Genomic DNA, 13130 nt, shown 5'->3' with positions numbered 1-13130 from the left:
AGTCCAACTTTCGGGGACCACTTCAACCTGGGTATTTTGGGGGTTTTCACTGGGGGTACCGCCCGCTTGCGGGGGACTGCTCGCGAGAGAACTCAGCGGCGCCAGAACAAGTGGTGGATGACGCCGCTGGAGCTGGGCACCACGTCGCAGTTGTACCGGTCGAGCAGCTCGTCGGGGGACTCCCAGAGTCGTGAGCCCTCGCCGAGCGTCACGGTGGGGGACACCACCACGTGCAGGGTGTCGATCAGGTCGGCGTCGAGGAACGCCCGCACCGTGGTGGCCCCGCCGCCGATGCGAATGTCTTTGCCCTGCGCTGCTTCTCGGGCGAGTTCCAGCACCTCGGCCGGCCCCGCGTCGACGAAGTGGAACGTGGTGTCCGACAGGGTGAACGACGGCCGCAGGTGGTGCGTCATCACGAACACCGGGGTGTGGAACGGCGGCTCGTCGCCCCACCAGCCCTGCCAGTCGAGGTAGGCCGGTCCGCGGTAGGGGCTGAACTTGTTGGCGCCCATGATCTCTGCGCCGATGTTGTGGTGGAAGTCGCGGACGAGGAAGTCGTCCAGGCCGCGCGTGCCGCCCGGCTCGGTGCGGTTGGGCCAGTTGGCGGTGGCGCCGGCCCAGGCGAACATCACGCCCGGATCGGCGTGGCCGAAGGGCCGCTCGAAGCTCTGTCCGACACCGGCGCCGAAGCCGTCCGCCGAGACGTTGAAGTTCTGCACTTTCACCAGTTGCGTCACGGCTGTACAGACTCCCATCGCCGGCAGAACTCATCGCCCATCAACGGCGAATGGCCAGTTATCGCACGAAATTCTGGAGAATACGTGCAATAACTGGCCACTCGGCGCCGGGAAAAACCCTAGAGCGCGATGTTCTTGTGGCGACCGCGGCGGGCCGGGGCCTCGGCGAGGGCCTGAGTGATCTTCGACCGGGTGTGGGCCGGATCGATCTTCTCGTCGACCACGCCGATCTCGATGGCGGAGTCGACGCCACCGGCAATGCGCTCGTGCTCGAGGGCCAGCTCTTCGTGCAGCGCCTCGCGCTCGGCGGCGTCCTCGACAGCGGCCAGCTTGCGCTTGTGCAGGATGCCGACGGCAGCCTTGGCGCCCATGACGGCGACCTCGGCGTCCGGCCAGGCGAAGACCTTCGACGCGCCGAGCGACCGCGAGTTCATGGCGATGTAGGCGCCGCCGTAGATCTTGCGGGTCACCAGCGTGACGCGGGGGACCTCGGCCTCACCGAACGCGTGCAGCAGCTTCGCGCCGCGGCGCACCACGCCGCCCCACTCCTGGTCCACACCGGGCAGGTAGCCGGGGACGTCGACCAGCACGACCAGCGGGATGCCGAAGGCGTCGCACAGGCGCACGAAACGTGCGGCCTTCTCGGCGCTTTCGGAGTTCAGGCAGCCGCCCAGGCGCAGCGGGTTGTTGGCGATGACGCCGACGGAGCGGCCGGCGAGGCGGCCAAGGCCGACCACGATGGACGGCGCCCACTTGGACTGGAACTCTTCGAACGGCACGCCCTCGTCGAGCAGGGCCTCGACGATCGGGTGCACGTCGTAGGCGCGCCGGGCCGACTCGGGCATGAGGGCGCGGATGTCGGTGTCGCCGGCCTCGGCCTTGTTGCGGTCGAAGTGGCCCTGCTGGCTGAACAAGCCGACCAGGCGCTGGCCGCGCGCGTAGCAGTCGAGTTCGTCGTCGGCGACGATGTGGCACACGCCGGACTTCTTGTGGTGGGTGTCGGGTCCACCGAGGGAGACCATGTCGACGTCCTCACCGGTGACGCTGCGGACGACGTCCGGGCCGGTGACGAAGACGCGGCCCTCAGGGGCCATGACGATGACGTCGGTCAGCGCGGGGCCGTAGGCGGCACCACCGGCGGCGAAGCCGACGACCAGCGAAATCTGGGGGATGTAGCCCGAGGCCCGGATCATGGCCTCGAAGACCTGGCCGACCGCGTGCAGCGCGCGCACACCCTCGGCCAGACGGGCGCCACCGGAGTGCCAGATGCCCACAATGGGGGCCTGCTCGTCGATGGCGGTGTCGTAGGCGCGAACGATGTGCGCACAGCCGTCGACGCCCATGGCGCCACCCATGACGGTGCCGTCGGTGGCGAACGCGATGGTGTGCACGCCGTTGACGGTGCCGGAGGCGGCCAGGACGCCCGACTTGTCGCGCTCGTGCAGCGGCTTGACGCTGCCGGCGTCGAAGAACGTCGACAGGCGCAGCAGTGGGTCACGAGGATCAAGTGATTCGGCGGCCGTCGCCTCAGGTGCCAGGGTCGTCATTTTCTAATCTCCTTGATCTCGCGGACTGTGCTTGGCGCTCAGTACCGGCCGAAGGTGAGTGCGACGTTGTGTCCGCCGAACCCGAACGAATTGTTGATTGCGTACTTGTAGTCGCCGAGCCGCGGAGCCTTGGAGACCACATCCAGATCGATCTCCGGATCCAGGTTCTCCAAGTTCAGTGTGGGGGGAACCACGCCATCGCGCAGCGCCATCACGGTGAGGATGGACTCCACCGCGCCAACCGCGCCGACCGAGTGGCCCAGCGCGGACTTGGGGGCGTACACCGCGGGCTTGTGGCCCTTCATGGCGTTGTTGATGGCCACGCCCTCGGCGACGTCGCCGACGCTGGTGCCGGTCGCATGTGCGTTGATGTGGTCGATATCCGTCGGCTGCAGGCCCGCGAGCTGGATGGACCGGCTCATGGCGTGTCCAGCCTGCTCACCGTTGGGGTCCGGCGCCACGATGTGGAAGCCGTCCGAGGTCACGCTGGCACCCATCAGGCGCGCCAGGATGTTGGCGCCGCGGGCCTTGGCGTGCTCCTCGGTCTCGATGACCATGAGGGCACCGCCTTCGCCGAACACGAAACCGTTGCGGTCCCGGTCGAACGGCCGACAGGCGCCGGTCGGGTTGTCATTGGAGGTGGACAGCACGATGCGCATCTGAGCGAAGCCTGCGATCGGTACTGCCTCGATCTTGGTTTCCACACCACCGCAGATGGCGATATCGGCCTCACCGAGGACGATGTTGCGCCACGCGTTGGCGATGGCCTCCGAGCCGGAGGCGCATGCCGAGATCAGGGTGCTGACGCCGGCCTTGGCCTTGCGATCGAGCCCGACCGCGGCGGCCGAGCCGTTCGGCATGAACATCTGCACGACCAGCGGGGACACCCCGCGCAGGCCTTTCGACCGCATGTTGTCGTAGGCGAACACCAGCTCTTCGGCCGAACCGATGCCGGTGCCGATCGACACCATCAGGCGCCGGGTGTCGACATCGGGCGCGCCGGCGTTCTCCCACGCACGGCGGCCGATGACCGTCGACATTTTTTGCAGATACGACAGCCGACGCAGCTCGACGCGCGTCAGCTCACTCTCGAAGTCCTCGTGGAGGTGACCGCCGATGCGGACAGGCAGGTCGTACTCCTCGATGAACGGGTCATCGAGGAGGCGGATCCCGCTCTCGCCTGCGAGCAGCTTCTGCCAGGTGGTTTCTGCGTCGGTCGCCAACGCGGTCGTCATGGCAAAGCCAGTGACGACCACGTTGGGCAGTCCGTTCCCCGTCGAGAGTGGAGACATCTACGTGCGACTTTCCTCTTTTGCCTCAGTACTTACCGAAAGCGAGTGCCACATTGTGGCCACCGAAACCGAACGAGTTGTTGATGGCGTACTTGAAGTCGCCATAACGAGGCTCGCCCGCAACCACATCGAGATCGATGTCGGGATCCGGCGTCTCGTAGTTCAGCGTCGGGGGGATGACCCCGTCGCGCAACGCGAGCACTGTCAACACCGACTCGAGCGCACCGACCGCACCGATGGAGTGGCCGAGCGCCGACTTGGGTGCGTACACCGCGGCGTTCTGACATCCGGCAACCCGGATGGCATTGGCCTCGGCGGTGTCACCGATCGGAGTCGCCGTGCCGTGGGCATTGATGTGGTCAATGTCCTTGGCGTCCAGCCCTGCGGTCTCCAGTGCACGCTTCATCGCGGCACCGGCCCGCAGGCCGTTGTCTGCCGGGGCCACCATGTGGAACGCGTCCGAGGTGATACCGGCACCCAGCAGCCGGGCCAGCGGCTTGGCGCCACGGGCCAGGGCGTGCTCTTCGGTCTCGATGATCATCAACGCGCCGGCCTCGCCGAACACGAAGCCGTCCCGGTCCTTGTCGAACGGGCGGGACGCGCGCTCGGGCTCGTCGTTACGGGTCGACATGGCGCGCATCATCGAGAACGCCGCGATCGGCAGCGCTTCGATGGTGCCCTCCACACCGCCGACGACGGCGAAGTCCGCGTCGCCCATGACGACCTGACGCCAGCCGTGGGCGATGGCCTCAGAACCCGACGAGCACGCAGACACCGGGGTGATGACCCCGGCGCGGGCGCCGAGCTCAAGACCGGCGACAGCAGCCGCGCCATTGGGCATGATCATCTGAACGGCGAGCGGGCTGACCTTGCGTATGCCGCCCTCGTTCATCGCGTCGTAGGTTTCGACGATCTTCTCGCCACCACCGAGACCGGTGCCGATCACGACCGAGAAACGATCGGGATCGACCTCGGGTGCGCCGGCGTTCTGCCAGAGCCGCCGGGCCAGCACGAGCGACAAGCGCTGCACATAGGAATTGCGGCGCAGTTCGACACGAGTCAGCTGGCTCTCGATGTCATCGACCAGGTGGCCACCGATACGCACCGGAAGGTCCCACTTGGTGACGAAGTCGTCGGTCAACTCACGGATGCCGCTTTCGCCTGCCAGGAGGCCCTTCCACGTGCTCTCGATGTCAGCAGCGAGCGCCGTGGTTGCCTCCACGGCGGTCACCACTACGTTCGGGAAGCCTCCGTTAGCAGTGGAAGGCCTGGTCACTTCGTGAACTTATCGCGCAGCGCGGCAGCAGCCTCGGGGTTCTCTTCCTCGAGCTTCTGGATGTAGGCGACGACGTCACCAACGGTGCGCAGACCGGCCAGGTCCTCGTCCGGGATCTTCACGCCGTACTTGTCCTCGGTCTGAACGGCGATCTCAACCATCGACAGCGAGTCGATGTCCAGGTCGTCGACGAAGGACTTCTCAGGGGTGACCTCAGACGGCTCGATACCGGTGACCTCTTCGATGATCTCGGCGAGGCCGGCGATGATTTCTTCTTGGTTGGCAGCCACGATGGCTCCTTCTTTTTGTTGTGTCGGCACACCGGATTTGGTGTGCCGGGTTGGTTGTTTCGGCAAACAGCCCTGTTAGAACTCGGTGAGTCCGTCCAGGTCTGCAGGTGTCTTGATGGCGAAGGTGGGCACGCCCTTGACCTCGCGCTTGGCGATCCCGGTGAGGGTGCCGGCCGGCGGGAACTCGATGATGCCGGTGATTTCCTGGCCGTCGAAGCGCTCGCGCAGCGTGGCCGAGCACAGGTCCCAGCGGACCGGACGGGTCATCTGGGCGACCAGCTTGGCCATGGCGTCCGCGGCGTCGGCGACCGGCTGGCCGTCGGCGTTGGACAGCAGGGTGGTGGTCGGCTCGCTGGGGCTCACGGTCGCCGCGGCAGCCGCGTACGGCTCCTGCGCCGATCCCATGAAGTGCGTGTGGAAGGCGCCGGCGGTGGCGAGCACCCGGACCCGGGCCTTGGCGGGCGGATCCTCGGCCAGCTTCTCCAGCGCCGCGACGGCACCGGCGGCGACGATCTGCCCCGCCGCGTTGCGGTTGGCCGGGACCAGTTCCAGGGCTTCGAGACGGGCCAACACCTCGGTCTCGTCGCCACCGAGCACCGCGGCCATACCGGTGGGCTCCAGCGCGCAGGCCTTGGCCATCTCCGCGCCGCGGGTGGCCGCGAGCTTGATGGCCTCGTCGGCGGAGATGACGCCGGCGATGGCGTAGGCGGCGATTTCGCCGACAGAGTGGCCGGCCACGATCGTGGTGGCACCGGCCAGCAGGCCGCGCTTGGTCAGCTCTTCGTGTGCGAGCAGCGTGGCCGCGACGACCAGGGGCTGGGTCACCGCGGTATCGGTGATCTCCTCAGCGGTCGCCGTGGTGCCCAGCTGGGCCAGATCCAGGCCGCTGATCTCCGACCAGGTGGCCAGACGGTCAGCGGCGCCAGGCAGCTCCAACCAAGCGGTGAGCATGCCGGGCGTCTGAGATCCCTGCCCGGGGGCAAGCAGCGCAAGCACAGGTGTTTGAGGCACGGATTAAGAAAACACTGTGAAGCGGGTTTTATGCCGTGTAAGAGATTATGAACCTCGTCTTAAAGTTTTGTGGAATGTCTACAAAAACGCACGTTATGCAACGTTGGCGAGACCTCGCTGCGATGTGGATCACCCCGCGGAGCCTCTTGTTACCGTCCAGTAGGCCATGGCCGGGTGCTCTGATCAGGCGATTTGTGGGTTGTTTTGGGGTGTCTGACGGCTCAATCGACCCACCGTGGACGCCACACGGAGCACATACGCATCCCTGGGCACCATCGGATCGCGGCCGGTGAAGTCCGCGATCCGGCGCAACCGGTACCGGACGGTGTTTGGATGAACGAACAATTTGCGAGCGCACGCTTCTATGGCGCCGCCCGTGTCGAGGTAGGCGTCGAGCGTCTCAGTCAGCGCCGGACCCGCGTCTGCCAGCGGCCGGACCACCTCGAGTTCCAGGGCTGCCATGGCCAAACGGTCGCCCAATAGCGCGCGTTCGGGCAGCAGTTCACGGGCCGGCACCGGGCGGGGCGCGCCTGTCCAGCCACTCACCGCATTCATCCCGGCGATGGCCTCTGTGGCGCTGTAATGCGCCGCCGTCAGCGTGGCGGCCGTCGGCCCGATCACCACGGGGGCGTCGGCGAACACGGCCATCAGTTCACCCAGGAACCGGTCGGTGGGGGAGATCTGTCCGGACACGATGGCCACCAGCCAGGTGCCGTGTACGTCGGACAGCGCGACGCGGCCGTGGCGGGTGACGACGTCGTGCACGTCCTCGCTGGCCAGATCGGCCCGGTCAGGCCGGGGAAAACCCACCACGACGGTCGCGGGCGCGGTGGCGTCCCAGTTCAGCGCCGCGGCCTGGGATTGCAGTCCGGGGCCGACGTCGCCGCGCACGACAGCGTCCACGACGTTGGCTTCCATTCGGGTATCCCAGGCGCCGCGGGCCTCGGCCTGGTCGGCGTAGGCGCTGGCGGCCGCGAAGGCCAGATCGCGGCTGTACCGCAGAATGCCGGCGGTCAGCGCGGTCAGTTGCTCCTCGGTGCGGGCCAGCAGCGGCACCACTTCCTCGAAGAACTCCATGGTGGTTCGCACCATCTCCACCGACTGCCGCAGCGCGATCCGGCGCCGCAGATCCTGGGGCACCACCTCGAAGGCCTCTGCGGTGTAGCTGACGTCGCTGTTCGGATCGCGCATCCACTCGACGAAGTTGACCACCGCGGTCTGTACCACCAGATGCACGCTGGCGCGCTGGGAGGCCTCCAACTCGGCGAAGAACGGCAGCCGCTCTTCGAGGGCATGTACCGCCTGGGTCGCCAACGTGCCGGAGTACTGCTTGAGGCGACGCAGCACCGTCTCGGGCACGTTCTCGAGCACTTCGAGCGTCGACTTGGGCGGAACGAACCGATTGCCGGCCGTGTTGTCGGGCATAGCTAAAAGCTACGCTTGATTTCTGGAGATTACTGCCAACTTGAGACGCCGAGATGACGCTTTCCGCTGGAAAGCGTCATCTCGGCGCACGTGTTGCTATGCGCTGCCGGTGTCCGCGTACGACACCTCGGCCGCGGAGACGTCGTCGATCCGGTACTGCTTGGCGGCAGCGACGGCCACCGACGGATCGATCTCGCCGTCGCGGGCGAGCGCCTCCAGCACCGCCACCACCACCGACTCGGCGTCGGTGTTGAAGTAGCGACGGGCCGCCGGACGGGTGTCGGAGAAGCCGAAACCGTCAGTGCCGAGGGTGACGTAGGTGTTCGGCACCCACGGACGGATCTGCTCGGGCACCGCGCGCATCCAGTCCGACACCGCGACCACGGGGCCCGCGGTGTTCGCGAGCTTGGCGGTCACGTACGGCACCGGCGCCTGCTGGTCCGGGTGCCGCAGCGCGTGCCGGTCGATGGACACGCCGTCGCGGTTCAGCTCGCCCCAGCTGGTCACCGACCACACGTCGGCCGCCACATCCCAGTTGGCGGACAGCATGTCCGCCGCGCGCAGCGCCTCGGGCATCGAGACACCGGACGCCAGGATCTGCGCCGTGCTCGAGCGCTTGTCCGTCGCGGCGCGGAACCGGTACATGCCGCGCAGGACGCCCTCGGGATCGAAGTTCTCGGGCTCGGCCGGCTGCTGGTACGGCTCGTTGTAGATGGTGATGTAGAAGTAGACGTTCTCCGAGTTCTCGCCGTACATGCGCTCGAGACCGTTCTCGATGATGTACGCGATCTCGTACGCGAACGCCGGGTCGTACGCCACCACCGCGGGGTTGGTCGAAGCCAGCAGCAGCGAATGTCCGTCCGCGTGCTGCAGGCCCTCGCCGGTGAGCGTGGTGCGCCCGGCGGTGGCGCCCAGCACGAAGCCGCGGCCCATCTGGTCGGCCGCCGCCCAGAACCCGTCGCCGGTGCGCTGGAACCCGAACATCGAATAGAAGATGTAGATCGGGATCATCGGCAGGTCGTGGGTGGCGTACGAGGTGGCGACTGCGGTGAACGACGCCGTCGACCCGGCCTCGTTGATGCCCTCGTGCAGGATCTGGCCGATCTCACTTTCCTTGTACGCCAACATCAAATCGGCGTCCACGGCGGTGTAGAGCTGGCCGTTGCGGTTGTAGATCTTCAGGCTCGGGAACCACGAGTCCATGCCGAACGTGCGGGCCTCATCGGGGATGATCGGCACGATGCGCGGCCCGATGTTCTTGTCGCGCAACAGTTCTTTGAAGGTACGCACCGTCGCCATGGTGGTGGCCACGGCCTGGTTGCCCGAGCCCTTCTTCAGCGACTTGTACACGTCGCGGCCCGGCAGCGGCAGCGGCTTGGACTTGGTGCGCCGCTCCGGCAGGAAGCCGCCGAGGGTCCGGCGGCGGTCGAGCATGTAGCGGAGCTCCGGCGACTCGGTGCCCGGGTGGTAGTACGGCGGCAGATACGGGTTCTCTTCGAGCTGGGCGTCGGTGATCGGCACCCGCGTCGCGTCCCGGAATTTCTTGAGGTCGTCGAGCGCCAGCTTCTTCATCTGGTGCGTCGCGTTGCGACCCTCGAAATGGCTGCCCAGGGTGTAGCCCTTGATGGTCTTGGCCAGGATGACCGTCGGCTGCCCCTTGTGCTCCATGGCCGCGCGGTAGGCCGCGTACAGCTTGCGGTAGTCGTGGCCGCCACGCTTGAGGTTCCAGATCTCCTGGTCGGACATCGGGTCGACCAGCGCCTTGGTGCGGGGGTCGCGGCCGAAGAAGTGGTCGCGCACGTACGCGCCGTCGTTGGCCTTGTAGGTCTGGTAGTCACCGTCGGGCGTGACGTTCATCAAGTTGACCAGCGCGCCGTCCTTGTCGGCGTGCAGCAGGGCGTCCCATTCGCGGCCCCACACCACCTTGATGACGTTCCAGCCGGCGCCGCGGAAGAACGACTCCAGTTCCTGGATGATCTTGCCGTTGCCGCGGACCGGGCCGTCGAGGCGCTGCAGGTTGCAGTTGACGACGAACGTCAGGTTGTCCAGCGCCTCGTTGGCGGCGACCTGGATCAGGCCGCGGCTCTCGGGCTCGTCCATCTCGCCGTCGCCGAGGAAGGCCCACACATGCTGGTCGCTGGTGTCCTTGAGTCCGCGGTCGTGCAGGTAGTGGTTGAAGCGCGCCTGGTAGATGGCGTTCATCGGGCCCAAACCCATTGACACCGTGGGGAATTCCCAGAAATCGGGCATCAGGCGGGGGTGCGGGTACGACGGCAGGCCGCCGCCGGGGTGGCTGTGCTCCTGCCGGAAGCCGTCCAGCTGGTCGGTCGACAGGCGGCCCTCGAGGAAGGCGCGGGCGTAGATGCCGGGGGAGGCGTGGCCTTGGATGAAGATCTGGTCGCCGCCGCCGGGGTGGTTCTTGCCGCGGAAGAAGTGGTTGAAGCCGACCTCGTACAGCGACGCCGACGATGCGTACGTCGAAATGTGGCCGCCCACACCAACACCGGGGCGCTGCGCGCGGTGCACCATGATGGCGGCGTTCCAGCGGATCCAGCGGCGGAAGCGGCGCTCGACCTCTTCGTCACCGGGGAACCACGGCTCGAGATCGGTCGGGATGGTGTTGACGTAGTCGGTGGACGTCAGCGCGGGGATGGACACGCGCATCTCGCGCGAACGCTCCAACAGCCGAAGCATCAGGTAGCGGGCACGCGCGGGCCCGGAACGACCCAACAGGTCGTCGAACGATTCCAGCCATTCGGCGGTCTCGTCGGGGTCGATGTCGGGTAGGTATGACGCGACACCGTCACGAATCACCCGGACCCGGTCGGGTTCGGCTGAAGTACTGGAGTTTTGAGCCAGGTCTTGGCGCACGAACTCAGTGGTCAACTGCCACTCCTTGCTATTCGATTTTGGCGGTGCTTTTGGCACTGCCAATCGTCCACCTATCGTGCCGCAGGATAGGCGGCGGGGTGGGCTACCGGCGAGTACGCGTTGTGATGACGATGATTGGCGGAATCACCCTGTACGGTCAGCTGATGGTGACGAGCGCGGTAGGTGTCTCGCGGCTTCGCGCAGCCGCTCTGGCGTTCGGGGGCCTGGCGGTATCCGCCATGGTGATCGTCGGTTGCAGTAAGTCCGTAGAAGGCAGCTCCACGGTCGATCAGCCTGGCGCAGCGGCGTACCGAACTTCGGTGTCGTTGTCGGCAGCGGCGTCAGCCAGTTCGAGTTCGTCGAGTGCCTCGGTCGCGGCGACCCAGGCAGCGTGCCAGGTCTTCGTCGACACCGGTAAACCGGCGATGCAGGCGGTCAACGCCTACGTCGATGCCGAGAACGCCGGTGGCACCGATGCCGCCAAGTTGCAGGCCGCGGTTGACGCGCTGCACCACGCGGCCGACTCGGTGACCAAGAGTGCGACGACAGTGCAGTCGGACACTCTCAAAGCCGCGCTGGCCGGCTGGGCCGCAGCGGCCCAGACGCTGGCCACGGCGATCAGTACCAATGCGTCGACCTCTGATTTCAATGCGGCGGTCGACTCGTTCAATGAAGCCAAGTCGTCGACCGAGACGGCGTGCGGGTAAATCTCGCGCTTATCTCGGCGAACAAAGATGTGTCTTGCGTCGAATGAATCGTCGTCGCATGCGACTATTGGGTTCCACACACACAGACTGCATATCAGCAGGTAAGAGGAGGACACCGGTGGCCGCGGCGGACGCGCCGAACTACGCCCAGAGACTGGGCATTCAAAAAAATCAGATCGTCCAAGAGCTGGGCTGGGACGAGGACACCGACGACGACATCCGTCTCGACATCGAAGATGCGTGCGGTGCAGAGCTTCTCGACGAGGATTCCGACGAAGTCGTGGACGTCGTGCTGCTGTGGTGGCGCGATGACGACGGCGACTTGGTGGACCGTCTCATGGACGCCATCACCCCGCTGGCCGAGGACGGTGTGATCTGGGTGGTCACCCCGAAGACCGGCAAGAGTGGCCACGTCCAGCCTGCCGAGATCGCCGAGTCGGCGCCGACGGCGGGCCTGGTGGTCACCTCGTCGGCCAACCTCGGGGACTGGATCGCCAGTCGCCTGGTGCAGCCCAAGTCGAAGGCCGCGGGCCGGCACTAGTGCGGTTGGGTTTGCTCCCGCAGGCTTCCTGTGGCGCGAGCCTGACCGGGTGGCGGAATTTCGAACCCCATTTCGCCCTGTGGTCAGGCTCGCGACCGTGATCGACGTCGGGTCCGTCGCGCCGGACTTCACGCTGAAAGACCAGCACGGCCGCGCGGTGACGCTATCGGCGCTGCGCGGCCGGTCTGTGCTGTTGGTGTTCTTCCCGCTGGCGTTCACCCCGGTGTGTGCGGGGGAGCTCGGCGAGATCCAGGAGAACCTGGCCCGGTATCGCAATGACTCGGTGGAAACACTGACCATCTCGGTCGGCCCGCCGGCCACGCACAAGGTCTGGGCCCGTGAATCGGGCTTCGAGTTCCCGATCCTGTCCGACTTCTGGCCGCACGGCGCGGTGTCCCAGCTCTACGGGGTGTTCAACGCCGATGCGGGCTATCCGGACCGTGGCACGTTCCTCGTGGATCGGGACGGCGTGGTGCGGTTCTCCGAGTGCACATCGCCGGGCGAGGCGCGCGACCAGTCTGTCTGGGTCGGCGCCCTGGCCGCCCTCGACTGATTTTCCCTTGGCACGTCATCCCGTGTAGCGTGCCCGAGGCGGGGCGCGTAGCTCAGTGGTAGAGCTCTGGTTTTACACACCAGCGGTCGGCGGTTCGATACCGTCCGCGCCCACCAAACTCCCCTGGTAGCGGCTTTGTCGGCCAGTGGGGCTGTTTCTAGTCGACCGGGCTCATGTCGTCGGCGCTCCACCGCACGGCCGTGACGGCCGGTGCCTTGATGACGTCTGCCAGCGCGGCCTCGATGCGGTGGTCATCGCGTTCGTCGGCGATGACCGTGGCGGTGATGCGCACCCCCTCGTCGTCGGGCAGATCGACCGCGGAGATGGATCGCACCGTGAGGTTGGGGTGCGAAATCGCGTCGAAGATGAGGCTGCGGATGTGGAGTTCGGCGCTGGTCGCGCACCGCACCTCGAACCGATATTCGGCGGCGGACTCTTCAGCGCCGGGGCGGCGGTGCCGGTCCAGCGTGCGTCCGACCGGTCGCAGGAAGATGTTGGCGGCGATGACCGCGCAACTTCCGATCACCGCGGGCACCATCAGTCCGCCGCCGGCCAAGGCGCCGATGGCGGCCGACGCCCATAGGGTGGCCGCGGTGTTGAGCCCGGAGATCGTGGCGCCTTGCTGCATGATCACGCCGGCACCAAGGAAGCCGATACCAGAGGCGACCTGGGCGGCGACCCGGGTGGGGTCAGCGTGTTCACCCGCGAAGGTGTAGCCGCCCATGATCACGAACAGCGTTGACCCGAGGCTGACCAGTGCGGCGGTGCGCAATCCGGCGTTGCGGGAGCGCCACTGTCGCTCGAGCCCGATCGCCGCGCCGAGGCCCAGGCCGGCGCCGATCCGCAGCGCGATATCCAGTGTGTCGATCACCTTGTGCTC

12 protein-coding genes and 1 tRNA gene are annotated in these 13130 nt (G+C 66.8%); 4 read left to right on the top strand and 9 right to left on the bottom strand.

Going from position 1 to position 13130, the window contains the following annotated elements; genetic code table 11:
* Positions 1-92: 92 nt before the first annotated feature.
* The 8 genes from ACNO8X_RS21760 to aceE all read right to left on the bottom strand — a co-directional run bounded on the left by ACNO8X_RS21760 (position 93) and on the right by aceE (position 10464).
* Positions 93-737, bottom strand: coding sequence for a dihydrofolate reductase family protein (locus ACNO8X_RS21760; RefSeq protein WP_418002667.1), 645 nt, complete (start codon positions 735-737; stop codon positions 93-95).
* A 119-nt stretch (positions 738-856) separates the two neighbouring features.
* The gene (locus ACNO8X_RS21755; protein ID WP_043400516.1) at positions 857-2284 is read right to left on the bottom strand and encodes an acyl-CoA carboxylase subunit beta; all 1428 of its coding nucleotides are present in this window, start codon (positions 2282-2284) and stop codon (positions 857-859) included.
* 38 nt (positions 2285-2322) lie between these two features.
* Complete coding sequence (kasB, locus tag ACNO8X_RS21750; protein ID WP_260941000.1) at positions 2323-3576, bottom strand: 3-oxoacyl-ACP synthase KasB; 1254 nt, start codon at positions 3574-3576, stop codon at positions 2323-2325.
* A gap of 25 nt (positions 3577-3601) precedes the next feature.
* Positions 3602-4852: a 3-oxoacyl-ACP synthase KasA gene (gene kasA, locus ACNO8X_RS21745; RefSeq protein WP_418002666.1), complete on the bottom strand. Its 1251-nt coding sequence runs from the start codon at positions 4850-4852 to the stop codon at positions 3602-3604.
* Positions 4849-5142 carry a meromycolate extension acyl carrier protein AcpM gene (gene acpM, locus ACNO8X_RS21740; protein WP_043400507.1) on the bottom strand — a complete coding sequence of 98 codons (294 nt, stop codon included), beginning with the start codon at positions 5140-5142 and terminating at the stop codon, positions 4849-4851. The genes kasA and acpM overlap by 4 nt, the downstream gene beginning before the upstream one ends.
* Positions 5143-5217: 75 nt before the next feature.
* Positions 5218-6138, bottom strand: coding sequence for an ACP S-malonyltransferase (locus ACNO8X_RS21735; RefSeq protein ID WP_418005992.1), 921 nt, complete (start codon positions 6136-6138; stop codon positions 5218-5220).
* A gap of 198 nt (positions 6139-6336) precedes the next feature.
* On the bottom strand, positions 6337-7578 hold the full coding sequence (locus tag ACNO8X_RS21730) for a PucR family transcriptional regulator (protein ID WP_418002665.1): 1242 nt from the start codon (positions 7576-7578) through the stop codon (positions 6337-6339).
* 96 nt (positions 7579-7674) lie between these two features.
* The gene (aceE, locus tag ACNO8X_RS21725; protein ID WP_418002664.1) at positions 7675-10464 is read right to left on the bottom strand and encodes a pyruvate dehydrogenase (acetyl-transferring), homodimeric type; all 2790 of its coding nucleotides are present in this window, start codon (positions 10462-10464) and stop codon (positions 7675-7677) included.
* Between the two features lie 149 nt (positions 10465-10613).
* Here aceE and ACNO8X_RS21720 point away from each other — a divergent pair, with 149 nt between their 5' ends.
* From ACNO8X_RS21720 to ACNO8X_RS21705, 4 genes are all read left to right on the top strand, one after another.
* Positions 10614-11156 (top strand): hypothetical protein, encoded by a 543-nt coding sequence (locus tag ACNO8X_RS21720; protein WP_260971564.1) that lies wholly within the window; start codon positions 10614-10616, stop codon positions 11154-11156.
* Positions 11157-11214: 58 nt separating this feature from the next.
* Entirely contained in the window at positions 11215-11697 is a 483-nt protein-coding gene (locus ACNO8X_RS21715) for a DUF3052 domain-containing protein (RefSeq protein ID WP_043986520.1), read from the top strand.
* Positions 11698-11794: 97 nt separating this feature from the next.
* Positions 11795-12250, top strand: a complete 456-nt coding sequence (locus ACNO8X_RS21710) for a peroxiredoxin (protein ID WP_418002663.1) — start codon at positions 11795-11797, stop codon at positions 12248-12250.
* Positions 12251-12291: 41 nt separating this feature from the next.
* Positions 12292-12366: transfer RNA gene (locus ACNO8X_RS21705), tRNA-Val, on the top strand.
* 41 nt (positions 12367-12407) lie between these two features.
* Here ACNO8X_RS21705 and ACNO8X_RS21700 read toward each other — a convergent pair.
* Positions 12408-13118, bottom strand: a complete 711-nt coding sequence (locus tag ACNO8X_RS21700; protein WP_418005991.1) for an MgtC/SapB family protein — start codon at positions 13116-13118, stop codon at positions 12408-12410.
* Positions 13119-13130: the final 12 nt, after the last annotated feature.

Origin of the sequence: Mycobacterium sp. PDNC021, assembly GCF_048282635.1 — a bacterium.
GTDB classification, from domain to species: Bacteria; Actinomycetota; Actinomycetes; order Mycobacteriales; family Mycobacteriaceae; genus Mycobacterium; species Mycobacterium llatzerense.
This window is presented reverse-complemented; position numbering and strand designations above follow the sequence as displayed.

Excerpts from the sequence above, each read along its gene's own strand:
- ACNO8X_RS21755 (WP_043400516.1), bottom strand. The coding sequence starts at position 2,284 with ATGACGACCCTGGCACCTGAGGCGACGGCCGCCGAATCACTTGATCCT.
- ACNO8X_RS21720 (WP_260971564.1), top strand. The coding sequence starts at position 10,614 with ATGGTGACGAGCGCGGTAGGTGTCTCGCGGCTTCGCGCAGCCGCTCTG.
- ACNO8X_RS21730 (WP_418002665.1), bottom strand. The coding sequence starts at position 7,578 with ATGCCCGACAACACGGCCGGCAATCGGTTCGTTCCGCCCAAGTCGACG.
- ACNO8X_RS21715 (WP_043986520.1), top strand. The coding sequence starts at position 11,215 with ATGCGACTATTGGGTTCCACACACACAGACTGCATATCAGCAGGTAAG.
- kasB (WP_260941000.1), bottom strand. The coding sequence starts at position 3,576 with ATGTCTCCACTCTCGACGGGGAACGGACTGCCCAACGTGGTCGTCACT.